The organism is Pseudomonas sp. PDM14, from assembly GCF_014851905.1.
Lineage (GTDB): Bacteria > Pseudomonadota > Gammaproteobacteria > Pseudomonadales > Pseudomonadaceae > Aquipseudomonas.
In genome coordinates this window covers 128,808-153,602 of the sequence record NZ_JACVAQ010000002.1, presented here as the reverse complement: position 1 = coordinate 153,602, position 24,795 = coordinate 128,808, and the positions used below count along the sequence as shown (strand labels likewise).

Here is a 24,795-nt window from a genome sequence, read left to right as displayed (position 1 = left end):
CCTGATTATTGATCGTGCCCACGCTCTGCGTGGGTACGCAGCCCGAGACGCTCCGCGTCTCAAGGGATGCGCAGCGCCACCTGATTTCGGTTTTCCACGCTGATGCATGGGAACCGTAGGAACTGAATGAGGATTCGAACATGAGCGCAAAAGTCTGGCTGGTCGGTGCCGGCCCCGGTGACCCGGAGTTGCTGACCCTCAAGGCAGTCAAAGCCCTGAATCAGGCCGAGATCGTGATGATCGATGACCTGGTCAACCCGGCCGTGCTGGAGCACTGCCCCTCGGCCCGCATCGTGCCGGTCGGCAAGCGCGGCGGCTGCCGTTCCACCCCGCAGGCCTTCATCCATCGGCTGATGCTGCGTTACGCCCGCCAGGGCAAATGCGTGGTGCGCCTGAAAGGCGGCGACCCGTGCATCTTCGGCCGTGGCAGCGAGGAAGCCGACTGGCTGGCCGAGCACGGCATCGAGGTGGAAATGGTCAACGGCATTACCGCAGGTCTCGCCGGTGCCACCAACTGCGGGATTCCCCTGACCCTGCGCGGCGTGGCCCGTGGCGTGACCCTGGTCACCGCCCACACCCAGGACGACAGCAGCCTGAACTGGCCAGCACTGGCGCAGAGCGGCACCACCCTGGTGGTGTACATGGGCGTGGCCAAATTGCCGGAGATTCGCGAAAGTCTGCTCGCCGGTGGCATGCGCGACGACATGCCGGTGGCGATGATCGAGAACGCCTCCCTGCCCCATCAACGCGAGTGCCGCAGCACCCTGGCCGCCATGCAGCAGGCGGCCCACGACTTCCAGCTGAAAAGCCCGGCGATCCTGGTAATCGGCGAGGTCGCCGCGCAACAGCAGATCAATGCCCTGGCAGAGACAGCCTGATCCCCTTCGCTCCTGCGGAGCAACCTTGGCCCGGCCGTTTGGCCGGGCTTTTTTATGCGCAGTGTCGCGTGATGCCCAGGTTTCCCCGTAGGGTGCGCCATGCGCACCGGCCCCCGCGGAATCATCTGGTGCGCACGGCGCACCCTACGATACAGCGCCGGCTCCCTATTCCTGCCAGAGCACCTCGCCCGCTTCACCCCAGGCCGGGAAGTGCTTGCCGTAGGCATTCTCGACCACGCTGCGTTTGATCTTCAGGGTCGGCGTGAGGAAGCCGTTGTCGACCGCCCACATCTCGGCCACCAGCACCATGCCGCTGAGGCGCTCGGGTTTGTCGAGCTGCTGGTTGATGTCCTGCAGCAAGGTGCGCAGGCTGCTTTCCAGCTGCTCGCGCGGCTCCTTGCGCCCCGCCTCCGATAGTACGCACAGCGCCAGCGGCTGCGGCAGGCCATCACCGACCACACACACCTGCTCGATGTGCGAGTGCACGGCCAGGCGATTCTCGATCGGCGCCGGGGCCACGTACTTGCCCTTGCTGGTCTTGAAGATTTCCTTGATCCGCCCGGTCAGGCGCAGGTTGCCGTCGCCATCCTGCTCGCCCTTGTCACCGGTGCGCAGGAAGCCGTCGGCGGTGATGGTCTCGGCGGTCTTCTCCGGCTCCTTGTAGTAACCCTGCATGGTCGCGCCGCTGCGCACCTGTACTTCGCCATCCTCTGCGATGCGCACCTCGACGTTGGTGTTCGGCTGGCCGATCCAGCCGGACTTGTACAGGCCGGGACGGCAGACATGGGAGTAACCGCAGTTCTCCGTCATGCCGTAGACCTCCTGCAACTCCAGGCCCAGGCGGCGGTACCAGTTGAGCAGGGTTTCCGGGACCGGTGCGGCGCCGGACAGGCCGAAGCGCACGGCGTCCAGGCCCAGGCCCTTGAGCACCTTGCGCCCAAACAGGCGACCGAGCAGCGGCAGGCCGAGGAGGAAATCCAGCTTCTTGGCGGGCATCTTGGCGTAGACCCCCATCTGGAATTTGGTCCAGATCCGCGGTACGCCGAAGAACACCGTAGGCCGCGCGCGGCGCAGGTCGGCGAGGAAGGTATCCAGGCTCTCGGCGAAGAACACCGTCATCCCGCTGTACAGCGACGACAGCTCGACGAACATGCGCTCGGCCACATGGCACAGCGGCAGGTAGGACAGCACGCGGTCGTTCTCACCGACGCCGAACAGCTGGATGGCATTGCCGGCGGCGAAGGAGAAATTGGAGAAGTTGTGCATCACGCCCTTGGGCATGCCGGTGGTCCCGGAGGTGTAGACGATGGTGGCGAGCTGGTCGGGGGCCGGGCGCGGGGTGTCCTGGATCGGCGCGCAGGCCTGCAGGTCCGCCCACTGGCGGTCGAAGCTGCCCTGCGGGTGCAGCGGCAAGGCCACGGTCTGCACGCCTTCGGGTATGCCACCGACCATGCCAGGCCAGTCGTCCAGCTTGCCGACGAACACCACTCGGACCTCGGCGTGCTCCAGCACCTGGCGTACGGTTTCCGCCGTCAGGTTTGGGTACAGCGGCACGGACACATGGCCGGCCATCCAGATCGCCAGGTCGGTGATGATCCAGTGCGCACAGTTCTTCGAGACGATACCGATACGGCTGCCCGGCGCCAGTTCCAGGCTGCGCAGCCAGCTGGCGGCGCGGCGTGCCTGTTCGCCGACATCGGCCCAACTCAGCTCCAGCAGCTGGCCATCGCCCAGGGGCTGAACCAGGTAACGCTTACGCGGATGACGCGCTTCTCGCTCGAAGAACACGTCGAGGGGTGACAGGACTGCACTGGCCACAGGGCCTCCTTGTTGTTTTTATTGTTCACAGGGAGCAACCAAGCACTTGCTTGGTTGAATATTCCATGAGCAACAAGGAGGCGCAAGTAGAGAAATGTATCCGAAGACTGACAGGCTCTATTACGGGTGATGCAGGGCAGAAAGCTGCATGGCGCCAGGCATGATCAGGTCACCATCGAGGGCCGCCAGGCTCGCCGTGCGCATCGCCGCAGGCAGCTGCAGATGGCCATGAACGAGGAATCCCACCAGTTCGCCAAGCAGCGGATTGTGGCTGACCACCAGTACGTCGCCGCCCTCGAACGGGTCGAGGTGGCGGGCCACCTCGCGGGGATCGTCGTCGGGTGTCAGCCAGTCGAGCGTGGTCAGGGGCAAGTCGAGGTTCAGCGTGCTGCGCACCAGTTCGGCGGTCTGCTGCGCCCGCAGGTAGGGGCTGACCAGAATCCGCTGCAGCGCCTGGCCCCGCAGGTGTTCGGCGCTGCAACGGACTTCATCACGGCCCCGTGCGGTCAGCGGGCGTTCGGCATCACTGCGCGCATACGCCGCGGCTTCTCCGTGGCGCAGCAGCCACAGCCTCACAACTTGGGTTCTTCATCGCGCACGGGGTGTGGCGCAGGCGGGATCACGTGCGGATCATTGTGCTCGGGCGCCACTGGAGTCGGCCAATCGGCGAACGGCCAGGGCTTTTCTTCCGTATTGAAGGTGCCGAAACGGCCGATCTGCCGCAGGTACTGGCTGAGGCTGTCACCCAGGCCCTGCAGACCCGCATTCGGCGCACCGTAGATCAATCGGTAGCCCAGCTGCAGCAGCACCACACCGGCGAGGACGATTTCCGCCAGCTGCCAGACGATGGCGAAGATGACCATCCACAGAATGCGCAGCACAATCGACTCGCGCTCCAGTTCCTTGTTCGGTTCGCTCATGTGTTTCTCCGTTACGGCGGTGGTGGATCAATGACTGGTGGAATCAGAAGCCGCTGATCGAGATGAAATCGACGTCGGTCTTCGGCTCGCCGCGCATCAGCGCTTCGATGACCTGGGTCAGCGTGCGTCCCTCGAAAAGAATCGCATGCAAACCCGCGACCAACGGCATGTAGACCTGCAGCTCTTCGGCTTTGTTCTTCAGCACCTTGAGGGTATTCACGCCTTCCGCCACTTCACCCAGGCGTGCCACTGCGTCTTCCAGGCTGAGGCCTTCGCCGAGGGCGAAACCGACCTGATAGTTGCGGCTTTTCGGCGAAGAGCAGGTGACGATCAGGTCGCCCACGCCGGCCAGGCCGAGGAAGGTCATGGGGTTGGCACCGAGCTTGACGGCGAACCGGGTCATCTCCGCCAGCGCCCGGGTAATCAGCATGCTCTTGGTGTTCTCGCCCATGCCCAGGGCCACCGCCATGCCGGCGATGATCGCGTAGACGTTCTTCAACGCGCCACCCAACTCGACGCCGAAGCGGTCGCTGCTGGCGTAAACGCGGAAGGTGCGACCGTGCAGTGCCTGCTGCACGCGCTTGCACAGCGCCTCGTCGTCGCTGGCGATGACCGTGGCGGTCAGTGCCTGCTCGGCGATCTCACGGGCCAGGTTGGGGCCGGAGATCACCCCGATGCGTGCCTCCGGTGCAACTTCCTCGAGAATTTCGCTCATCAGCTTGAAGCTCTGCGCCTCGATACCCTTGGTCAGGCTGACCAGCAGCTTGCCGCGCAGCAGCTCGGCCACCGGCTGCAAGGCCTGACGCAGCGCCGATGAGGGCAAGGCGACGAACACCAGCTCGCAATCCTGCAGGGTCTGCGCCAGATCGGTGACCGGCTCGACCCCCGCGTGCAGCTTCACACCCTTGAGGTAGCGCGGGTTCTCGCGGTTGCTGCGCATAGCCTCGGCCTGCTGCGGATCGCGCATCCACTGGCGCACGCGCTGGCCGTTCTCGGCGAGCAGATTGGCAATGGCAGTGCCGAAGCTGCCGCCCCCTAACACTGCGACAGGTTGTTGCTCGGTCATGATGCGTCCATACGAGGCCATCTACATGGCGGGTCGCGGCATTATTACGGAGCCTCGAGCGGGCGGCCAGCCCTGCGACCAATAGATGCATTCGATGCGCTGGCAAACGTTCGCATGTCGGTTAACATGCTGGCACTCTGCCCCCGAACCAAGGTCGTTTCGTGCGCACACCTCATCTGCTGTCCCTGCTGGCTCTGGTCACCACGACACCGCTCGTGGCCGACGACCTGTTCATCGATGACGCCGTGCCCGAGGTACTCACCGCCACTCGCCTGAAGCAGGCGCCAGCGGCCGTACCCGGCAGTATGACCGTGCTCGACCGGGCCCTGATCGAGGCCACCGGCGCGCGTGACATCCCCGAGCTGATGCGCCTGGTGCCGGGGATGATGGTCGGCTACCTCAGCGGCCACGAGTCCACTGTCAACTACCACGGCACCAACGTCACCGAAGCGCGGCGCATGCAGGTGTTGATCGACGGCCGCTCGGTGTATCGCCCCGGCCTCGCCACCGTGGACTGGACCGACATTCCGGTGGCCATCGAGGATATCGAGCGCATCGAAGTGTTCCGCGGCCCCAACAGCGTGAGCTATGGCGCCAACGCCCTGATGGGGGTGATCAACATCCTCACCCGCAATCCGGCGGACAGCAGCGGCACGCGCCTGAAATACACCCAGGGCCAGCGCGGCATCCGCGACTTCTATGCGAGCCAGGGCTTTGAACTGGGCTCGGGAGCCATGCGCCTGTCGCTTTCAGGTAAAGAAGACGACGGCTTCGACCACGACCACCGTGGCGACGATTACCGTGACAGTCGGCGCCTGACCCGCTTCAACCTGTCGGCAACCCATACCCTGGACGAGAAGCAGTCGATCGACTGGCAACTGGCGGCCAAGGAAGGCAGCAATCAGGAGCCTTACGATTACGAAAGCATCTTCCTTGACCTGCCGCCCGGAGACAGCGACTCCGACGTAGTCGCCCGCGACTACGCCGGCTCGCTGCGCTGGAACCTCGACCTCAACCCGCAGCACAGCCTCTATGTGCAAAGCAATGTGCAGCACTGGGAGCGCAAACAGGAATGGCGTGCCTGCGAGGGGGCTATCGCGTTTAGCCCGCAGTTGGCCGAGCTGTTTCAACTCGGCTCAGACTACTTCTATGAAGTCCTCAAACGCCCAGCAAGCATCTCCAGCGGCACGCCCCAGCAGCAGGCCCTTGCCACTCAGGTCTTTGGCCAGATACTCGGTGGCGGCAATCAACCTACCTGCGGCAACGTCAACAAGCACTTGCGTGAAACCCGTTACGACCTGGAGCTGCAAGACACCTACAGCCTGTCCGACAACCTGCGCCTGGTCAGCGGCCTCAGTTATCGCTATGACCAGGCATCGTCAGATACTTTCTTCAACGGCAAGTTGAGTAATCAGCTCTGGCGCGCCTTCGGCCACGTTGAATGGACGCTGGGAGAGCATTGGGTACTGCAAGGTGGTGCAATGTTCGAAGACGACGAATTGACCGACTCTTCGCTGACCCCGCGCCTGGCAGTCAACTATTTGATTACCCCGCAGCATGGTTTGCGCGCGGTGTACTCCGAAGCAGTGCGCTCGGCGGACATGTATGAGAACAATGTCGATTGGCGCTACCGAATCACGAACCTGACTCCCACTATCAATGGAAACAGCAGCGCCTACTTCTTCACCCACGCACGCGGTCCTGGCGATCTTGATCAGGAAATAATGCGCTCGCGCGAGCTTGGCTATAACGGACTGTTTACCGATCTCGGGCTGGCCGTCGATGTAAAGCTGTTCTACGACGAAATTCACCGCATGATCAGCGCACCGCTGCAGGCGGACAATTTCGAGCCCAGCAACGACGATATGACCCGCTTCAAAGGCGCGGAAACCCAGCTCGACTGGCGCCTGGGCTCTGCTGACCGTTTGCGTCTGACCTATGCCTATGTCGACTTCGTCGCCACCAGCCGCCAGGATGACCGCCTAACTGCTCGTAACAGCGGCTCGGCCGGCTGGCTGCGTGATTGGGGCCACGGCTGGTCAAGTTCGGTGTTCTACTACGGCGCCGACATGCTCAACCAGTACCGTTTCGAGCGCCTCGACCTGCGCCTGGCCAAGCGGATTCGCTTGGGATCGACGGATCTACAGCTGGCCGGCGTTATGCAGCAGCGTCTGGATGACGAACCGCTGACCTGGAAGGAAAATCTCTACGACGAGCGACGCCTGCTCTACCTCAGTGCGGAGCTAGAATTCTAGGATGCTGACAGCCCGCTCATGGATGCAGCCACTTCGAGGGCCAAGGATGCGCCTGCTGCTGATGCTCTGTTGCACGCTATTGATCAGCCCCTCTTGGGCTGCGTCGGTGCTACTGAGTGCGCCCGAGCAAAGCCCAGCCCTGGAAGCATTCACCGAGGCGTTGCAAAAGCGCCGCCCGCACGACCAGATCCGCTTCGCCCTCTCCAAAGAACTGCCGAGCACTGCCCCAGGCGCCGATACCCGGTTGATTCTGTTCGGTACCGAAGCACTGAAGCACTATCTGGAGCAGGCCAACACCACGCCAGCGTTGGTGCTACGGGTGTCCCGCCTGCAAGCTGACGTACTGCTGCAGAGGAAGCCGAGCAACACCATCAGTCTGTTATGGAGCGATCCGCCACTGGATCGGCAACTGCGCCTCGCGCGCGCACTGCTGCCGAAAAGCACGCGTATCGGCGTCCTGTACAGTCCGGCCAGCGCAGGCCTGCTCGATGAGCTGCGTCGCACCGCGCAGTCGCTGAACCTTGAGGTGATCGCCCGCCAGTGGCGTGACAACCGCGACAACAAGGCACTGCGTCAAGTCCTGGAAGACAGCGACCTGCTGTTCGGCCTGGATGACCCACTTATCTATAACCGCCAAACCATCAAGAATCTGCTGCTGAGCAGCTATGCCCATCAGCGTCCGCTGTTCGGCCCCACCGTCAGCTTCGTCCGCGCCGGTAGCCTGGCCAGCACTTACAGCGACCAGAGCAACTGGCTGGACACCCTCGACGAGCTGCTCGACCAGCCGACCGCGCAATGGCCACGCGAACAGTATCCCGCCCGTTTCAACGTGCAGAGCAACCGACAGGTCGCCCGCGCACTTGGCATTACGCTACCCGACGACGCCGAGCTGGCGCGCCGGCTGGCCGCAGGAGAGTCACGCCCATGATCCTAGGCCGTAAATGGGATATTCATACGCGAACGCAGTTGATCAGTGTCGGGCCAGCCTTGTTGTTGACCTTGCTGCTGACCGGTTTCTTCACCCAGGCGCGCCTGGAAGATCTGCGCCAGGAGCTCAACCACAATGGCCAGTTGATCGCCAACCAGCTGGCCCCTGCCACCGAATACGGGGTGATCTCCGGCAATATCGATGTGCTTGACGGCCTGCTGCAGGCCACCTTGAAGACACCCCACGTACGCTTTCTCGAAGTGCGCGATCAGGAGGAAAACATCCTTGTCTACGTCGAGCAGCCGGACAATCCAGGCAATCTCAACGTGGACGTGTTCCATGCGCCCATCAACCTGCAGCGCATCACCCTCGATGACGAGTTCAGCAGCCAGGCAGATGGCCCGCCGCAGAGTGACGGCTACCTCGGCCGGGTGGTCGTCGGCATGTCCAGCGAAGCCTTTACCGACCGGCAGCAGGCGATTCTGCTCAAGGCGACCGTGCTCGGCCTGTTCGCCCTGATTCTGACCTTCCTGCTCGCTCGCCAGTTGGCCAGGCGCCTGTCTCAGCCGCTCAGCGACATGGGGCGTACGCTGGATGCGTTGCAGGCCGGCAACTACCACACACGCCTGGTCGAGTCCGACGAAGGCGAGCTCGGTGACTTGGCACGGCATATCAATACACTCGCCGCCAGCCTGGCCAAGGCCAGTAGCGAACAGCAGCAATCCATGACCCAGCTGATCAAGACGCGGGAAGAAGCCGAACAGGCCAACCGCGCCAAGTCCGACTTTCTGGCGATGATGAGCCATGAGTTGCGCACCCCGATGAATGGCGTACTGGGCATGCTGCAACTGCTGGAAACCACTGAAATGACCCAGGAGCAGGCCGAGTACGCGGCGCTGGCCACCGAGTCCACCGAACACCTGCTCAAGGTGATCAACGACATCCTCGACTTCTCTCGCATCGAACGCGACGCGCTGGAACTGGAGCGCATTCCATTCAGTTTGCTGGAACTGCTGCAGGGCTCGATCCAGGTGTTCCAGCACAGCGCACAGCAGCATGGGCTTTATCTACGCCTGGAAAACCAGCCAGGCCTGGAGGCCTTCGAGGTGCATGGGGACCCGACCCGTATCCGCCAGATCCTGGTCAACCTGCTGGGCAACGCACTGAAGTTCACAGAGGAAGGCGGCATCCGTATCGAGACCCGCTGGCAATCGCTGGACGACGAAGTGCTGTGGTTCACCTGCGCGGTCCACGACAGCGGTATCGGCATTGCCCAGCAGCGTCTTGAGCGCATGTTCGACGCCTTTCAGCAGGCCGACACCTCGATTTCCCGGCGCTATGGCGGCACTGGCCTCGGTCTGTCGATCGCCCGCACCCTGGCCGAACGCATGGGCGGCACCTTGCACGCGCAGAGTATCGAGGGACAGGGCTCGACCTTCACCCTGGAGATTCCCCTGCCGTTCAGCCTGCGCACCGCCGCGCAGCAGCTGGCGAGCAACCAGCCGCTACCATCCGGCGATGGCCAGCAGGTGCTGCTGGTCGAGGACAACCCGGTGAACCAGACGGTGATCGAAGCCATGCTGCGCAGCCTCGGTTATCAGGTCAGCCTGGTCGGCGATGGCGTCCAGGCCGTGCACAGCGCCAGCCAGTTCACCTACGCAGCGATTCTCATGGATTGTCGTCTGCCGGTCATGGACGGTTACGAAGCCACGCGCCAAATCCGCCTGCAGAAGCCTTACAGTACGACACCGATCATCGCCCTCACCGCCAACGCCCTACAGGGTGATCGGGAGGCCTGCTTGCAGGCAGGAATGAACGATTACCTGGCCAAACCGTTCAAACGTGCTGATCTGGAGCGGGTGTTGCTTCGTTGGCTGAACCGCCCCGACTAGTTGTAAATCAGGAGTGCTAGAGTCAGACCGGGACTGCTGAAACACCCGCCGCAGCAATATCGGTATACGAGTGTTCACACGAACTGTGACTTTCACTAACACGCAACAGTCTATGACTACGCTGCCGACAGACGCCCAGAGCCTGCGGCGACCAGGATGTATCGCTTAGCCCCGTGCGGCGGGGCCATTGAGGAGCTCGCATGACCAAGCAAAACGCCTTCACCCGGGAAGACCTGCTGCGCTGTAGCCGCGGCGAGCTGTTCGGCCCGGGTAATGCGCAACTGCCCGCCCCCAACATGCTGATGATCGACCGCATCGCTCACATCAGCGAAACCGGCGGCAAGTACGGCAAGGGCGAAATCGTCGCCGAGCTCGATATCACCCCGGACCTGTGGTTCTTCGCCTGCCACTTCGAAGGCGACCCGGTCATGCCCGGCTGCCTCGGCCTCGACGCCATGTGGCAGCTGGTCGGCTTCTACCTCGGCTGGCAGGGCAACCCCGGCCGCGGCCGTGCGCTGGGTTCGGGCGAAGTGAAGTTCTTCGGCCAGGTGCTGCCCACCGCGAAGAAGGTCACCTACAACATCCATATCAAACGCACCATCAACCGCTCGCTGATCCTGGCTATCGCCGATGGCAGCGTCAGCGTCGATGGCCGCGAAATCTACAGTGCCGAAGGCTTGCGCGTCGGCCTGTTCACCTCCACCGACAATTTCTAAGGGTTATCCGCATGCGTCGCGTCGTGATCACCGGTCTGGGCATCGTTTCGTGCCTGGGCAATGACAAAGACACCGTTTCCGCCAGCCTGCGCACAGGCAAGGCGGGCATCCGTTTCAACCCGGCTTACGCTGAAATGGGGCTGCGCAGCCACGTGTCCGGCTCAATCGACCTCAACCTTGAAGAGCTGATCGACCGCAAGGTCTTCCGCTTCATGGGCGACGCCGCGGCCTACGCCTACCTGTCGATGGAAAAAGCCATCGCCGATTCCGGCCTCACTCCGGAGCAGGTATCCAACCCGCGCACCGGCCTGATCGCCGGCTCTGGCGGCGCCTCCACGCTGAACCAGATGGAAGCCATCGACACCCTGCGCGAGAAAGGCGTCAAACGCATCGGCCCATACCGCGTCACCCGCACCATGGGCAGTACTGTGTCGGCCTGTCTGGCCACGCCGTTCCAGATCAAGGGTGTGAACTTCTCCATCTCCTCGGCCTGCGCCACCAGCGCACATTGCATCGGCCAGGCCATGGAGCAGATTCAGCTGGGCAAGCAGGACATCGTCTTCGCCGGCGGCGGTGAGGAAGAACACTGGAGCCAGAGCTGCCTGTTCGACGCCATGGGCGCCCTCTCCACCCAGTACAACGACACCCCGGAAAAAGCCTCGCGCGCCTACGACGCCAAGCGTGACGGTTTCGTCATCGCTGGCGGTGGCGGCATGGTAGTGGTCGAGGAGCTGGAGCATGCACTCAAGCGTGGCGCGAAAATCTACGCCGAAGTCGTCGGCTACGGCGCCACCTCCGACGGTTACGACATGGTCGCCCCGAGCGGCGAAGGCGCGATCCGCTGCATGCAGCAGGCGCTGGCCACCGTCGACGCACCGATCGATTACCTGAACACCCACGGCACCTCGACCCCGGTCGGTGACGTCGCGGAAATCAAGGGTGTGCGCGCCGTGTTCGGCGACAAGGCACCGCCAATCAGCTCGACCAAGAGCCTTTCCGGTCACTCCCTGGGTGCCGCTGGCGTGCAGGAAGCGATCTACTGCCTGTTGATGATGGAAGGCAACTTCATCGCTGGCTCGGCCAACATCGATGAGCTGGATCCGGAAGTCGCCGACCTGCCGATCCTGCGTGAGACGCGTGAAAACGCCACGCTGAACACCGTGATGAGCAACAGCTTCGGCTTTGGCGGTACCAACGCCACGCTGATCCTGCAACGCTACAAAGGCTGATCAGCGTGCAATGAAAACGGCGCCCAAGGGCGCCGTTTTTTTATTCCTCAGGGAAAATGGATCAGGTACGGAACTGCGCCACCAGGCTGTTTAAGTCCACGGCCAGGCGCGACAGTTCCTGGCTGGCAGCACTGGTCTGGTTGGCACCGGCCGACGACTGCAGCGACAGGTCACGGATGTTCACCAGGTTTCGGTCGACCTCGCGCGCCACCTGCGCCTGCTCTTCAGAGGCGCTGGCGATGACCAGGTTGCGCTCATTGATCGAGGCAATGGCCTGGGTAATTTCTTCCAACGCACGGCCGGCCGCCTGCGCCAGCTCCAGGGTCGAGTGTGCACGCGAGTTGCTGCCCTGCATCGCGTTCACCGCCTTCTCGGCGCCCTGCTGGATGCCGCCGATCATCTGCTCGATTTCCTGGGTCGACTGCTGCGTGCGATGGGCCAGCGCGCGCACCTCGTCGGCTACCACCGCGAACCCACGTCCCGCGTCACCGGCACGTGCCGCCTCGATGGCAGCGTTGAGGGCCAGCAGGTTGGTCTGTTCGGCGATTGCGCGAATCACGTCGAGTACCTGGCTGATATTGCGCACCTTGCCGGCCAGCTCACCGACTTCGCTGGAGGTGCTGGTCACATCCTGGGCCAGGTGACTGATCGACTCCACGGTCTGGCGCACCTGTTCCTGCCCCTGCTTCGCCGTGCGGTCGGTCGAGCGTGACGCTTCCGAGGTGTCCACAGCGTTACGTGCCACTTCCTCGACGGCCGCGGTCATCTGGTTGACCGCGGTGGCGGCCTGTTCGATTTCGTTGTTCTGCTGATGCAGACCGCGGGTCGAATCCTCGGTCACCGCATGCAACTCCTCGGAGGCCGAGGCCAGTTGGCTGGAAGAGTCGGCGATGCGCTGGATGGTATCGCGCAGGCTGCGCTGCATGGTTTTCAGAGCCTGCAGCAGTTGTGCAGGCTCGTCCTCACCCTCGACAAAAATGTCCTGGGTCAGATCCCCGGAGGCGACAACCTGCGCCACGCCTACCGCCTGAGCCAGCGGCCGGACGATGCTGCGAGTCAGCAGCAGGGCCAGGAATATGGTCAGCACCACGGCGGTGACCATCAGCAGGATGACCAGAGTAGTGGCGCTGTCGAACACCGCACGGTTTTTCTGCGCGGCCTGCCCGGCACCCTGCTTGTTGAGTTCAGTGAGGTCCGTGAGCGCCTTGACCATGGCATCGGCGTGCTGGTTTAACTCACCGCTGGCGACATCGATGGCCTCGTCGATCATGTCCTTGCGCGAGTAGTCGACCACTCGCTCCTGCTCGCGCATGTACTGCGCCTTGACCGAGTTGAAGCTGTTGTACAGCGCGCGTTCTTCGTCCGTGCTGATCAGGCCTTCGTAGCGGTTCTGGGCCGCCTGCAGGTCCTGCTTGATGGCCTCCAGGCGCTGCTCGTTGTCACGCAGGGCCTGCTCGTCACGGATCACCAGCAGGCGCAGGGTCAGGGCGCGCACGCGCAGCGCGTTCTGGCCGACGTCATTGAGGGCGAGGATGCTTGGCAACCAGACCTGGTCGACCTCGCTGGACTGCGCATTCATGCGCTGCATCTGCACCAGGGCGAAACCACCCAGAATCAGCACCAGCAGGGCCATAAAGGCGAAGCCAAGAGCGGCTCGCGTGGCGACTTTGATATTTCTCAACGACATGACAGCGTCCTTTCCAAGAGATCCGAATGGCAGTGGCTGGTCTTGCGCCAGCTCTGCGAGCCGATTGCCCGTCTCCCTCTATCGACCTGTCTACCCCGCGGCTTTAGCGACAAACGCAAAAAAGCCCGGCGCATCGCTGCGCCGGGCTCTTCTCGACGGCGGGGTCAGCGAACCTGGAAGCGCTGCTGCGCCAGCAGGCGATCTCCCTGGAACACCATGAAGGTCCACTCTCCGGCGACCACTTCATGCGGCTCGGTGAATTCGAAGGCCATCACGTCCTGCGGGGCATCTGGCACCAGTTGCTGGACCAGCTCGATCTTGTCCTGGCGCTTGCCATCGACACTGACCAGGCCCGGCGTGAGGTACAACAGGGTCAGCGGCTGATCACCGGCCACCTTGCCGCGCAGGTTGTAACGCATGCCGAACTTGCTACCGAGGCGCGCCGGCACCTGGTCGGTCTGCTCGATCTTCTGGTTGGAACGACTGAGAATGCGCTCGCCGGGTTGCGGGTCCTTGAACTGGGTGGCGAACACACCGTACTCGACCGGCCCGTCGACGTGGACCTCGGCCAGGGTCATGGTCGAGACCAGGCTCAGCGCCAGGGCAGTCAGGCTGAAGACTTTCATATCGCGCTCCTTGATTGGGATGGCGCGAGGCTATGACCACTGCGTTACAGCCTGATGACAGTTAGTCGGCGATCTGCGCCTGACGCTTGCGCGGCAACACGGCGAGGAAGTTGTCCCGCGCGACCTGCTGCGCGACCTTCTCCGGCAACGCGTCGAGAAATGGATCGAACGCCCGGAGGTAGTCGCCCAAACCCTCGAAGCGCCCCACGACATCGGAGCCGAGCATGAAGCGGTCTGGGTAAGCCTCCACCAGCTTCAGCCATTTCGGATCGGGCGTGCCCTTGGCATCCAGCAGGTACGGCTGCAACACGCTCCAGGACAGGTCGATATACAGGTTCGGGTATTCGCCAAGCATGCGTTCGAGCGTGCCGTGGAGAAACTCCAGGTGTTCCTGATGACGGTGGATTTCCAGGCTGGTGCCGGCATGCGCCCAGATGAACCGCACGTGCGGATGATTGCGCAGCGGGTCTTCGATCTCCGCCAGGTACAACGGGTTGCGCTCGCGCTTGGAGGTGACGTTGGAATGCACCATCACCGGCAGGTCGTACTCGGCAGCAAGGTGATAGACCCGCGCCATCGCCTCGTTGTTGGCCCGCGGCGTATCGCCATAGATCAGCGCGGTGAGGTCGTCATGGCGGGTGAACACTTCCCCCAGACCCTGCCACAGCCCCGGATCGAGTTCGAGCATGCGACGGATGTGCGCATCGGCGTTCTTGTCGGTGGGATTGAAGCCGGAGAGGAATGGGTGCACGCGCTTGCGCTGCTCCGGCGAGAGCTTCTTCACGGCGGCCGCAACAAACACGTCGGTGGCGCTGTACCAGTAGGCACCGGCGTCGTCACCGGCGTAGTAGCGCGGGCGCTTGGGTTCGTCCTCGTGCCACTTCTTCGCCACCGGTATGCCGGAGACCATCGCATGGTCGATCTTGCCGGCATCCATCGCCTTCAGCAGCGTGCTCATGCCCTCGGTTTCCTGGAAGAAATCCACGTAGTGCAGGTGCGAATCGCTGTAGTGGTAATCGCGCGCCAGGCAATCCAGTGCGAGCAGGGCCAGGGTCGTGGCGAACAGGTGGCGCGAGATACGCAAGGGCAATCCTCCGTGAATGGGCAAGGCAAGGATAGACCGGCGAAGCGCGCTGCTGGTTCACTGGCAAGACGCCGCGCGAGGCGCCATCATGGTGCGTTGCCATCCTCGATGAGTCGCTGCATGTCATTCGCCCGCCTGCTCGGTCTTCTGCTGTTCTGCGCCCCGCCGTTGTTCGCCGGCGAGACGCTGGTCTATCCGCTGCACTCTACCGGTACCGACCCGGAAGCCTACGTGGTCGAGCTGCTGCGTCAGGCGCTGACCAAGAGTGGCGGCGACTATCAACTGCGCGCCTCCGACCAGGCCATGCCGCAAAGTCGCGCGCAGCGCTCGCTGGAGCACAACGACGGCGCCGTGCAGCTGATGTGGACCATGACCACCCGCGAGCGGGAAAACACCCTGCTGCCGATCCGCATCCCGATTTATAAAGGCCTGATCGGCTGGCGCGTGGCGCTGGTTCGCCGCGAGGACCAGCACTGGCTGAAATCGGTCGATAGCCTGGCCGACCTGCGACCGATGCGCTTCGGCCAGCGCGCCGACTGGCCAGACACCGCGATCCTGCGCAGCAACGGCCTGCAGGTGGTGACCAGCCAGAGCTACGCCAGCCTGTTCCGCATGCTCGATGCCGGGCGCTTCGATGTCTTTCCGCGTGAGGTGGTGGTGGCCTGGAGCGAACAGGCCGAAGCGCACAAGGAAGGCCTGGCCCTGGAGGTCGACGAGCACATCGTCCTGCACTACCCCACCGCGTTCTATTTCTTCACCTCACGCGCTCGCGCCGACCTGGCCGAAGCCATCGAGAGCGGCCTGGAAAAGATGATCGCCGACGGCAGTTTCGAGCGCCTGTTCCAGCAGCATCATGGCGACGCCATCCGCCAGGCCGGGCTCGACAAGCGCCGCATCATCGAATTGCAGAACCCTGACCTGCCCGACAACATCCCGCTCCTGCGCGAACAGCTCTGGTACCACCCCACAAACTCTAGATCGGGCGTTGGCGCCGCCTCCAAATAGCGCACCACGTCAGCGAATCGCCTTGAAATGGCGCACGAAAGCGCCGTTGGGCTGACGCCAGCCTTGTGACAGCCATCACAGATGCTGGCACCGTGCTTGCACGGCGGACTGCAGACCTCAGGAGATTCGCCATGCTGCAGCTACTGCGCAAACCATCGCAGCGTACTCGGGACGAAGAAGCCCTCAGCGCGCTGTTCAACAGCCATGATCTGACCACCCGCCTACCGGAAAATCAGCCCTGGATGGGCCGCCTCAACCGCTTCAGCGACAGCCTGCACCAGCGCATCCGCACCAGCCTCGGCGCCGCCGTGGGCATCGCCGCGCACGCCCCGCAACTGGCGACCATCGCCAGCGCCAACCAGGAAAGCGGGCAGAGCCTGGCGCAATCCTCGGAGCTGATCGCCAGCGCCAGCGAACAGGTCACTACCACCCTCGATGTCGAACTGGTGCCCGGCGCCGCCGAAGTCGCCCGCCTCTCCGGCGAGGTCTCCAGCACCCTGCGCCAGTGCCAGCAGAGCGGCCAGGATGTACTGCGCCAGGTCGACGTGATTGGCGCCTGCGAAAGCGATCTGGGCCAGGTGATCGGCAACCTCAGCTCGCAGCTGGAGGAAGTCAGCAAGGTCATTGGCGTGATCGCCAGCATTTCCCAGCAGACCAACCTGCTCGCGCTCAACGCCGCCATCGAGGCCGCCCGCGCCGGCGAGCATGGCCGCGGCTTCGCCGTGGTCGCCGAAGAGGTGCGTCGCCTGGCCGGCCATACCACCGAGGCCACCGGCCAGGTCAGCACCATCATCGAACGCTTTCGCGAAGGCATGCAGCAACTGAGCAGCGCCGGCGAACGCATGCACCAGGCCGTCGACGACGGTCGCCTGGGTATGCTGCAGGTCGGCAATGGTCTGGACAGCACCCGCGACGTGATGGACCGTCTCGACGAGCGCGTCGGCCACATCGCCACCGGCACCGAGCAGATCGGCCAGGCCGTGCGCTCGATCAATGGCGATGTACAGCAAATTGCCCAGGTTGCCGGCGACCTGCTTGGCAAGGCCGGTCAGGTGCTGCGTCACAGCAAGGCGGTGCGCGAAGATGGCGACCGCCTGCTGCAGGGGCTCGGCGACTTCCGCCTGGAACTGCACCGCGCGGTGCAATCCAGCGTCGAGCAACTCGCCAGCCAGGCCCCACTGGCCGGTGATGTCGCCGGTGCCGAGCGCCTGCTCGTCGACACCCTGCGTCGCGATGCCCGCTTCGAGCTGTTCTACCTGGTCGACGGCAACGGCGTGCAGCTCTCCGACAACATCTTCGCCAGCGACGTGGCGCATCAGGACGGCCCGTCCTGCCGCGGCCGCAACTGGAGCCAGCGTCCGTGGTTCCGCGCCGTGGCGGACTCGCTGCAGAGTCACATCACCCAGGTCTACCGCTCTTCGGCCACCGACGATTTCTGCTTCACCGTATCGGTGCCGATCCGCGGGGCGGATGGTCGCCTGCAACGTGTGTTGGGTGCTGACGTGCGCCTCTCAGCGCTGGTCTAGAGCCGTTGCCCGCGTGTTGGCGGTAGGCTGCGGACGATTCCTGGGCTAGGCTGGTGCCTCCCGACCAGCCCAGGAGTTGTCATGATCGAGATCACCACGGAAAGCGGCCTGCGCCAGCGCATCACCATCGGCGAACACACTCTGCACAGCGACGTGCCAGTCGCCTTCGGCGGCGCCGCCTCGGCACCGGAACCCCACGACCTGTTCGACGCCGCCCTCGGTGCCTGCAAGGCGCTGACCCTGGCGCTGTACGCGCGGCAGAAAGGCATCGCCCTGGACAACGTCGACGTGCAGGTCAGTCGCGACGACAGCGAGGAACGCAAGGGCACCTACCGCCTCAACGTCGCGCTGCAGCTGCATGGCGCACTCGACGACGCCCAGCGCGAACAGCTGCTGCGCATCGCTGACAAGTGCCCGGTGCACAAGCTGATGACCGAGACCGACGTCGTCGTCAGCACCCGCCTGAGCGATGCCTGAGATGAGTGGCCTGCTGCTGATCCAGCCGCGCGCCGAGGACATCGCCGGCCAACCGATCCTGCGTCCGCTGCCGTCGGCCAAGTGCCGCAGCATCGGCCCGTTCGTGTTCTTCGACCACATGCTGGAGCAGACCTACGCGCCCGGCAGTGGGATGAACATCAACGCGCACCCACACATCGGCCTGTCTACCCTCACCTACCTGTTCGACGGCGCGCTGCAGCACAAGGACAGCCTCGGCTCGGACCAGTTGGTGCAACCCGGTGACGTCAGCTGGATGACCGCTGGCCGTGCCGTGGCGCATGTCGAACGAACCCCGGCGGCGCTGCGCGCCAGCGGCTCGACCCTGCATGGTTTGCAGGTCTGGCTGGCATTGCCCCAGGCCGACGAACAAGGCGATCCGAGCTATGCGCACTACCCGGCAGCGAGCCTGCCAGTCAGCGACAGCCTGGGCGTGACGATCCGCCTGATCGCCGGCAACGGTTTCTGCCTGCAGTCGCCAGTGGCCGTGCGCTCGCCCACGCTGTACGCCGAGCTGCACCTGCAGGCCGGCGCCAGCCTGCTGATTCCGGCGGAACACCGCGAACGGGCACTGTACCTGATCGACGGTGACGCCCAGCTGGAAGACAGCGACCTGCCCCTGCACGGGCTGGCAGTGTTGCCGGAAGGCGAAGCCATGACCCTGATCGCCTGCAGCGAATGCCACCTGGTACTGATCGGCGGGGAGCCGCTGGGGCCGCTACGGATGTTCTGGAATTTCATCGCCAGTGATCCGCTCGTGCTGGAGCAGGCCCGGCAACGCTGGGCGGATGGCGACTGGCCACGCGTGCCGGGCGAAGACGCACGCATTGAGCTGCCGCGACGGCCATGACGCGCAGCTAGGCGAAAACCTCGTCGAGCAGCTCGTACATTGCGGCGAAGGCGCGCTGCGAAGCTCTGGCGTCGTACTGCATGCGGCCGGGCGTATTGGCGAGCGGGTCGGTGAAGGAATGCACGGCCCCGGCGAAGCTGCTCAGCTGCCAGTCAACGTCGGCCAGAAGCATCTCGGCGACGAACTCGCCCAACTGCTCACGTGGTACCAGGGGGTCGGCGGCGCCATCGAGCACCAGTACCGCGCCCTTGATGTTCAGTGCATCGGCCGGGTCGGCAGTGCTCAATGTGCCGTGGAAGGATATCGACGCCTGCACCTCAGCGCCTGAACGGGCCAGCTCCAGGGTGCAGTGACCGCCAAAGCAGAAGCCGAAAGTGGCCAGGCGCGCTGCGTCCAGCGGGATATCGCGCTGCTCGCGCAAGGTCATCAACGCCGCCTGCATGCGCTGGCGCAGGGCCGGTGTGTCTTTCACCGCCATCATCGCGGCGCTCGCCTGCTGCGCATCCTGCGGGCGCACATCGGCGCCATACAGGTCGGCTACCAGCACCACGTAACCACGCGTGGCCACGCGCTCGGCCATGTCGATGGCGCGTGCAGAAACGCCCATCCAGTTCGGCGCCATCAGCAGCCCTGGACGCGCACCCTGGCTGGAGCCATCGAACAGCAGCCGTCCCTCGAATGAACGGCCTTCGACCTCATAGCGCACGGCGCGGTTGACGATCTGACTCATGCAAGCCCCTGTTTGCGGCGGAAGATGAGTAGTTGGCCCTGCCGCAGCGGAAAGGTTCCTGACAAGTCTGTGATACCTGTCTGGCACATGGGCTTTCGATCGCACCTCTCGCGCTGAGCGGGATAGCACTTCAGGCGCGCGCGCCTAGTGACGGGAAGCCTGCCAGCGGGCTATCAATGCTCCGCCCAGCGCGCCTTGATCTCGAGAATCGCAGGCATCTGCTCGATGAACAGCTCGACCAGCTGCGGATCGAAATGCCGCCCGCTTTCGCGCTGGATCAGCGCCAGGGTGTCTTCCACCGTCCAGGCCGACTTGTACGGGCGCACGCTGGTCAGCGCATCGAACACGTCGGCGATCGCGACGATGCGTCCCTCCAGGGGGATTTCCTCACCGCGCAGGCCGTTGGGATAACCGCTGCCGTCCCACTTCTCGTGGTGCGTCAGGGCGATGCTGCGGGCCATGCGCAACAGGCCGGACTCGTGCTCGCCAATGATCTCCGCGCCAATCTGGGCGTGATTGCGCATCACGTCCCACTCGGCGTCATCGAGCTTGCCGTTCTTCTGCAGAATGGCGTCGGGAATGCCGATCTTGCCCACATCGTGCATCGGCGCGGCATTGAGCAGGTCGTCCGCCGCGGTTTCACTGAAGCCTGCGGCCAGGGCCAGTACGCGCGAATAGTGGCTCATGCGGATGACGTGCAGGCCGGTCTCGTTGTCCTTGTACTCGGCGGCCAGGCCGAGGCGCTGGACGATCTGCAGGCGCGTCTGCTTGAGCTCGTCGACCCGCACCAGCGACAGGTGCGTGCGCACGCGGGCCTTGACGATCAACGGGCTCACAGGCTTGGTGATGTAGTCCACGGCGCCAACGTCGAAGCCCCGGGCCTCGTCGGCGGTATCGGCCAGCGCGGTGACGAAGATCACCGGAATACCGGCCGTGCTGGCCGTTTGCTTGAGCGTGGTGCAAACCTCGTAGCCGGTCATGCCCGGCATCATCACGTCGAGCAGCACCAGATCCGGCTGCTCGCGAAAGGCCAGCTCCAGTGCCTTCTCACCATCCTTGGCGAACAGCAGGCGGTAGTCGTCCTGGAGGATATGCCGCAGCACCTGCAGGTTGGTCGCTTCGTCGTCGACCAGCAGGAGCGTGGGACGGGCATCGTTGGGCTTGATCATTGCGGTGTAACCCCGGCGTGCTGCTCCAGCCAGTCGAGTAACTCAGCGAGGAGCGCGTCGGCGTGGTCGAAGTCGAAATCATTGATCGCGCCTTCCAGGGCACTGGCGCGTACTGCCTGCCCATGCAGCGCCAGGCTGCCGGTCAGGCTGTGCAACGCCTCTTCATCCAGTTCACCGCGCTGCAGGGCGACGCGTGCCCGCTCGGCCAGCGGCTGCAGCGCCCCCAGGGCCAGCCCGGCTGTGTCGCGGGCCGGCGCGATAACGGCGCTCTCCGGCAATTCGGCGTGCACCCGCGCCACGGCATGCAATAAATCTGGCAGCAGATCCGCCGCCGCGTCCAGTGCGCCGGCCTTGAGCGCATGCTCCAGTTGCCCGGCAAGCCGGTTGACCTGCACCAGCGCAAGGTTGCCGGCGGCGCCCCGGACCTTGTGCGTGAGCTCGACGGCTGCAGGCACATCAGCCTGGACCAGCAGACGTTCGACCTGATCGAAGGCGCCGACGTTATCCTGCAAGAAGCGCCGGATCGCCAGGGTCAGCGCCGGCGCATCGCCCCACAGGCGCGCCCCTTGCGCCCAGTCGATCACCGCATCGACCTCGTTGGCCGCTTCGGCCTGCAAGGCCTCGACGAACTCCGGGGCGACCCCGGTGACACGGGCGATTTCGGCGAGCAACTTGGCGACTTCCAGCGGCTTGGAGGCAAAGCCATCCATGCCCGCCTCACGGGCCGCGCGCCGGTCCTGATCGAGCACGCTGGCGGTCAGTGCGATGATCGGCGTCGCCGCCACGCCCAGCTCCTGCTCATGCCGGCGGATGCGTCGGGTCGCCTCCAGACCGTCGACCCGCGGCATCTGCACATCCATCAGCACCACATCGAAGCGGCCCTTGAGGAAAGCCGCCACCGCTTCTTCGCCATCGGCCGCCACGGTGACTTCATGGCCGAACTGGCCGAGGGTCAGCGCCAGCAACTCGATGTTCTGCGGTACATCGTCCGCCGCCAGGATGCGCAACGCCGGCAGACCGCTGGCCACGCCCTGCAGTTCGGCGATAACCGCCTGGCCGACCTGCAACGGCAGTGTCGCGGTGAATACGCTGCCCTCGCCCAGCTGACTTTGCACCTGCAGCGAGCCGCCCATCAGCTTGACCAGTTGCAGGGCAATGGTGGTGCCCAGTCCGGTGCCGCCGAAGCGCCGGCTCATGGAGGCATCCGCCTGGGCGAAGGGATCGAAGATACGCTCCAGGCGGTCGGCGGCAATACCGATACCGCTGTCGCGCACGGCCAGTGCCACCTGCCCATCGTGCCCCGTCACTTCCAGACGCACCCAGCCCTGCTCGGTGAACTTGACCGCGTTACCGACCAGGTTGGTCAGCACCTGCTGAATGCGCAGCGGATCGCCCTTGAAGAACTCGCCGAGGCTGTCGTCGTACACCAGGCTCAGCTTCAGGCCCTTGCTCTGCGCGCCGAGGCGCAGCGATGCACAGACCTGCTCGCAGAGTTCGTGCAGCGAGAAGTCGACCTGCTCCAGCTCCAGCGCGCCCTTTTCCAGCTTGGCGGTGTCGAGGATGTCGTTGAGCAGGCCGAGTAACGAGCGTGCTGAGTGGCGCACAGTGTTGAGGTGGCGCTGCTGCATGGCGTCCAGTGCAGTGCCCAGAAGCAGATCGGTGAAGCCGATGATGGCGTTCATCGGCGTGCGGATTTCATGGCTCATGTTGGCCAGGAAAATGGTCTTGGCCGCCGCCGCCTGCTCGGCGCGGTCGCGTTCGGCGCGCAGCTCTTTCTCCATCGCCCGGCGCAAGCTGATATCGGTGGCGAACTTGACCACCTTGAACGGCTTGCCCTCGGCATTGAAGATCGGGTTGTAGCTAGCCTGGATCCATACCTGCTTGCCGTCCTTACCCAGGCGCAGGTACTCGCCAGAGTCGATCTCGCCGCGCCCCAAATGCGCCCAGAACGCCTCGTATTCCGGGCTGACGATGTACGTTTGCTCGCAGAACATGCGGTGATGCTGGCCCTGGATGTCCTCCAGGCTGTAGCCCATGAGATCGAGGAAGTTCTGGTTGGCGGTGAGGATATGCCCGCACAGGTCGAACTCGATCACCGCCAGCGCGCGGCTGATGGCCGTCACCGTGCCTTCGAACTCGGCGTTGCGCAGCTTGGTTTCGGTGACGTCGAGGATTACCCCGTCGATCCATTTGGTCTGGCCGAACTGATCGGCCACCGCCCCGCCGCTTTCCCAAGCCCAGATCTCGCTGCCGTCACGGCGCTGCAGACGGTACTCGACCACGTAATTGCGCCCGGCGTCGAAGGCATCGAGAACCTGCTGGGCCACCACATCGCGGTCAGCCGGGTGGATCAGGCGGCTGAAAGCCAGGCGTTGCTCGGTGAAGGCTGCGGGCTCCCAGCCGGTGAGCTGTTCCACCGCCTCGCTGATGAACAGCATGGTCCAGTCTTCGTCCAGCAGGCAGCGGAACGACACGCCAGGGATGTTGCGGATCAACGAGCGGTACTGCTGTTCGCTGTCGCGCAAGGCCCGCTCCATCGCCTTGTTTTCGCTGATATCGCTGATGAAGCCGACATACAACTGCCTGCCCGGCAGGTCAGCCAGACCGATGGCCAGACGGATCGGCAGCAGGCTGCCGTTCTTGCGCTGCGCTTCCACTTCAAGACTGCCGCCGATGATGGCGCTCTCGCCTCGGCGCATCAGGTTGGGCAGGTAGTTCGGGTCGCCCAGGTGGTAGCTCGCCGGAATCACCGTATTGACGGACCTCCCGATCAGCTCATGCTTCTGCCAGCCATACAGGCGCTCGGCAGCGGGATTGAGGCCCTCGATCATGCCCTTGTCGTCGATGATGACCACGCCGTCGACGGCGGTATCGAGGATCGCGCGCATCCGCAGCTCGTTGTTCTGCATCTGCCGGTACAGCAGGCGATAACGCAGCAGGCCATTGACCCCCGCAACGAAGATGGTCAGGGAAACGGTGATCAGCGACACCGCCAGGGCGATGAACACACTGTCGGCGTTGCCCTGGTTGGTGGACAGCTCCGGCGTACCGATGAAACGGGCGGCGGCCATGCCGGTGTAATGCATGCCGGCGATCGCCAGGCCCATGACGCAGCCACTGGCCATGATCGCCCGACCGGACGACAGGCGCCCGCGCAGGCCGAAGCGCACCCACAGCGCAAGGATTGCCAGTACTACCGCGACTAGAATCGACAGGGCGAACCACCAGGGGTCGTAGCGCAGCAGCGGCGCCATCTGCATGGCTGCCATGCCGGTGTAGTGCATGGCGCCAATGCCGGCGCCGACCAGCACGCCGGCGATACAGAGCTGCGGCCAGCTGATCTGTCGACGCGCGAGAAACTGCAGGGCGACCCAGGACGCGCCGAGGCTCGGCAGCAGCGACAGCAGTGTCAGGCCGGGCTGGTAGTCGACCCGCGCGCACAGCTCGAACGCCAGCATACCGATGAAGTGCATGGCCCAGACCCCGCCGCCGAGCGCCAGCGAGCCGGTGATCAGGGCGATCTGCCGATACAGTGTGTTGCGGCTCAGGCGCGCCATGCCTGCCACCTGCAGGGCCATGCCCGAGGCGAAGATGGCGATGCCGATCGACAGGGCGACCAGCCAGGGATTGTGGTTGCCATACAGCAGCAGGCCCGGATCGCGGGCATCGATGAACAGGCTGGAGAGGTAATTCATGGCGGGCTCATCGACTGCACAACGAAAAAGCTGATGACCAGGAACCGACGGCGGAAAGATCGGCTGGGTGACGGAGTTGGATATTAATTAGCCACCATGCCGGTCCGCCAGAAAAATCCGCTCATTGGCAGAAGAAAGATCATTTTTCGACTAAACGGTCGAAAAATTCGCTGTCCGGCAGAAAATAGCGGATACGAAAAGGCCCGCAGCAAGCGGGCCTTTTCCT

19 protein-coding genes and 1 pseudogene are annotated in these 24,795 nt (G+C 64.1%); 10 read left to right on the top strand and 10 right to left on the bottom strand.

The genetic code is table 11. From position 1 onward, the window contains the following. The first annotated feature begins 140 nt into the window (after positions 1-140). Positions 141-878, top strand: coding sequence for a uroporphyrinogen-III C-methyltransferase (cobA, locus tag IB229_RS13390; RefSeq protein WP_192329716.1), 738 nt, complete (start codon positions 141-143; stop codon positions 876-878). A gap of 165 nt (positions 879-1,043) precedes the next feature. Here cobA and IB229_RS13385 read toward each other — a convergent pair whose 3' ends face one another. From IB229_RS13385 to IB229_RS13370, 4 genes are all read right to left on the bottom strand, one after another. After that, positions 1,044-2,696, bottom strand: a complete 1,653-nt coding sequence (locus IB229_RS13385) for an AMP-binding protein (RefSeq protein WP_192329714.1) — start codon at positions 2,694-2,696, stop codon at positions 1,044-1,046. Positions 2,697-2,816: 120 nt separating this feature from the next. Beyond that, complete coding sequence (sixA, locus tag IB229_RS13380; RefSeq protein WP_192329712.1) at positions 2,817-3,272, bottom strand: phosphohistidine phosphatase SixA; 456 nt, start codon at positions 3,270-3,272, stop codon at positions 2,817-2,819. Continuing rightward, positions 3,269-3,616, bottom strand: coding sequence for a DUF4389 domain-containing protein (locus IB229_RS13375; protein WP_192329710.1), 348 nt, complete (start codon positions 3,614-3,616; stop codon positions 3,269-3,271). Before IB229_RS13375 ends, sixA begins: the two co-directional genes overlap by 4 nt. Positions 3,617-3,659: 43 nt before the next feature. Beyond that, positions 3,660-4,682: an NAD(P)H-dependent glycerol-3-phosphate dehydrogenase gene (locus IB229_RS13370; RefSeq protein WP_192329708.1), complete on the bottom strand. Its 1,023-nt coding sequence runs from the start codon at positions 4,680-4,682 to the stop codon at positions 3,660-3,662. Between the two features lie 161 nt (positions 4,683-4,843). On the opposite strand from IB229_RS13370, the gene IB229_RS13365 reads away from it, so the two are divergent. From IB229_RS13365 to fabB, 5 genes are all read left to right on the top strand, one after another. Continuing rightward, positions 4,844-6,937 carry a TonB-dependent receptor gene (locus IB229_RS13365; protein ID WP_318652111.1) on the top strand — a complete coding sequence of 698 codons (2,094 nt, stop codon included), beginning with the start codon at positions 4,844-4,846 and terminating at the stop codon, positions 6,935-6,937. Between the two features lie 46 nt (positions 6,938-6,983). Further along, positions 6,984-7,865 carry an ABC transporter substrate-binding protein gene (locus tag IB229_RS13360; RefSeq protein WP_225579148.1) on the top strand — a complete coding sequence of 294 codons (882 nt, stop codon included), beginning with the start codon at positions 6,984-6,986 and terminating at the stop codon, positions 7,863-7,865. Then, entirely contained in the window at positions 7,862-9,757 is a 1,896-nt protein-coding gene (locus tag IB229_RS13355) for an ATP-binding protein (protein ID WP_192329704.1), read from the top strand. The genes IB229_RS13360 and IB229_RS13355 overlap by 4 nt, the downstream gene beginning before the upstream one ends. Positions 9,758-9,957: 200 nt before the next feature. Then, on the top strand, positions 9,958-10,473 hold the full coding sequence (fabA, locus tag IB229_RS13350; protein ID WP_192329701.1) for a 3-hydroxyacyl-[acyl-carrier-protein] dehydratase FabA: 516 nt from the start codon (positions 9,958-9,960) through the stop codon (positions 10,471-10,473). 11 nt (positions 10,474-10,484) lie between these two features. Continuing rightward, positions 10,485-11,702, top strand: coding sequence for a beta-ketoacyl-ACP synthase I (gene fabB, locus IB229_RS13345; RefSeq protein WP_192329699.1), 1,218 nt, complete (start codon positions 10,485-10,487; stop codon positions 11,700-11,702). Between the two features lie 61 nt (positions 11,703-11,763). Here fabB and IB229_RS13340 read toward each other — a convergent pair whose 3' ends face one another. The 3 genes from IB229_RS13340 to IB229_RS13330 form a co-directional block, all read right to left on the bottom strand. Beyond that, positions 11,764-13,389, bottom strand: coding sequence for a methyl-accepting chemotaxis protein (locus IB229_RS13340; protein ID WP_192329697.1), 1,626 nt, complete (start codon positions 13,387-13,389; stop codon positions 11,764-11,766). 164 nt (positions 13,390-13,553) lie between these two features. Continuing rightward, positions 13,554-14,015 (bottom strand): DUF3859 domain-containing protein, encoded by a 462-nt coding sequence (locus IB229_RS13335; protein ID WP_192329695.1) that lies wholly within the window; start codon positions 14,013-14,015, stop codon positions 13,554-13,556. Positions 14,016-14,076: 61 nt separating this feature from the next. Next, positions 14,077-15,099 carry an amidohydrolase family protein gene (locus IB229_RS13330; protein ID WP_225579147.1) on the bottom strand — a complete coding sequence of 341 codons (1,023 nt, stop codon included), beginning with the start codon at positions 15,097-15,099 and terminating at the stop codon, positions 14,077-14,079. A gap of 120 nt (positions 15,100-15,219) precedes the next feature. Here IB229_RS13330 and IB229_RS13325 point away from each other — a divergent pair, with 120 nt between their 5' ends. The 4 genes and pseudogenes from IB229_RS13325 (at position 15,220) to IB229_RS13310 (ending at position 18,975) form a co-directional block, all read left to right on the top strand. Continuing rightward, complete coding sequence (locus IB229_RS13325) at positions 15,220-16,104, top strand: substrate-binding periplasmic protein (protein WP_192329691.1); 885 nt, start codon at positions 15,220-15,222, stop codon at positions 16,102-16,104. 638 nt (positions 16,105-16,742) lie between these two features. Further along, a pseudogene (locus IB229_RS22300) lies at positions 16,743-17,630 on the top strand (methyl-accepting chemotaxis protein); the annotation flags it as partial. Positions 17,631-17,711: 81 nt separating this feature from the next. Continuing rightward, positions 17,712-18,107 carry an OsmC family protein gene (locus tag IB229_RS13315; protein WP_192329687.1) on the top strand — a complete coding sequence of 132 codons (396 nt, stop codon included), beginning with the start codon at positions 17,712-17,714 and terminating at the stop codon, positions 18,105-18,107. A 1-nt stretch (position 18,108) separates the two neighbouring features. Then, on the top strand, positions 18,109-18,975 hold the full coding sequence (locus tag IB229_RS13310; RefSeq protein ID WP_192329685.1) for a pirin family protein: 867 nt from the start codon (positions 18,109-18,111) through the stop codon (positions 18,973-18,975). Between the two features lie 7 nt (positions 18,976-18,982). Here IB229_RS13310 and IB229_RS13305 read toward each other — a convergent pair whose 3' ends face one another. From IB229_RS13305 to IB229_RS13295, 3 genes are all read right to left on the bottom strand, one after another. Next, the gene (locus IB229_RS13305) at positions 18,983-19,705 is read right to left on the bottom strand and encodes a dienelactone hydrolase family protein (protein WP_192329683.1); all 723 of its coding nucleotides are present in this window, start codon (positions 19,703-19,705) and stop codon (positions 18,983-18,985) included. Between the two features lie 173 nt (positions 19,706-19,878). Next, positions 19,879-20,874 carry a two-component system response regulator gene (locus IB229_RS13300; protein WP_192329681.1) on the bottom strand — a complete coding sequence of 332 codons (996 nt, stop codon included), beginning with the start codon at positions 20,872-20,874 and terminating at the stop codon, positions 19,879-19,881. After that, complete coding sequence (locus IB229_RS13295; protein ID WP_192329679.1) at positions 20,871-24,569, bottom strand: PAS domain S-box protein; 3,699 nt, start codon at positions 24,567-24,569, stop codon at positions 20,871-20,873. The genes IB229_RS13300 and IB229_RS13295 overlap by 4 nt, the downstream gene beginning before the upstream one ends. Positions 24,570-24,795: the final 226 nt, after the last annotated feature.

Coding starts and splice junctions, on each gene's coding strand:
- cobA (WP_192329716.1), top strand. CDS start 141: ATGAGCGCAAAAGTCTGGCTGGTCGGTGCCGGCCCCGGTGACCCGGAG.
- IB229_RS13375 (WP_192329710.1), bottom strand. CDS start 3,616: ATGAGCGAACCGAACAAGGAACTGGAGCGCGAGTCGATTGTGCTGCGC.
- IB229_RS13370 (WP_192329708.1), bottom strand. CDS start 4,682: ATGACCGAGCAACAACCTGTCGCAGTGTTAGGGGGCGGCAGCTTCGGC.
- IB229_RS13360 (WP_225579148.1), top strand. CDS start 6,984: ATGCGCCTGCTGCTGATGCTCTGTTGCACGCTATTGATCAGCCCCTCT.
- IB229_RS13355 (WP_192329704.1), top strand. CDS start 7,862: ATGATCCTAGGCCGTAAATGGGATATTCATACGCGAACGCAGTTGATC.
- fabA (WP_192329701.1), top strand. CDS start 9,958: ATGACCAAGCAAAACGCCTTCACCCGGGAAGACCTGCTGCGCTGTAGC.
- fabB (WP_192329699.1), top strand. CDS start 10,485: ATGCGTCGCGTCGTGATCACCGGTCTGGGCATCGTTTCGTGCCTGGGC.
- IB229_RS13340 (WP_192329697.1), bottom strand. CDS start 13,389: ATGTCGTTGAGAAATATCAAAGTCGCCACGCGAGCCGCTCTTGGCTTC.
- IB229_RS13335 (WP_192329695.1), bottom strand. CDS start 14,015: ATGAAAGTCTTCAGCCTGACTGCCCTGGCGCTGAGCCTGGTCTCGACC.
- IB229_RS13325 (WP_192329691.1), top strand. CDS start 15,220: ATGTCATTCGCCCGCCTGCTCGGTCTTCTGCTGTTCTGCGCCCCGCCG.
- IB229_RS13315 (WP_192329687.1), top strand. CDS start 17,712: ATGATCGAGATCACCACGGAAAGCGGCCTGCGCCAGCGCATCACCATC.
- IB229_RS13310 (WP_192329685.1), top strand. CDS start 18,109: ATGAGTGGCCTGCTGCTGATCCAGCCGCGCGCCGAGGACATCGCCGGC.
- IB229_RS13305 (WP_192329683.1), bottom strand. CDS start 19,705: ATGAGTCAGATCGTCAACCGCGCCGTGCGCTATGAGGTCGAAGGCCGT.
- IB229_RS13300 (WP_192329681.1), bottom strand. CDS start 20,874: ATGATCAAGCCCAACGATGCCCGTCCCACGCTCCTGCTGGTCGACGAC.
- IB229_RS13295 (WP_192329679.1), bottom strand. CDS start 24,569: ATGAATTACCTCTCCAGCCTGTTCATCGATGCCCGCGATCCGGGCCTG.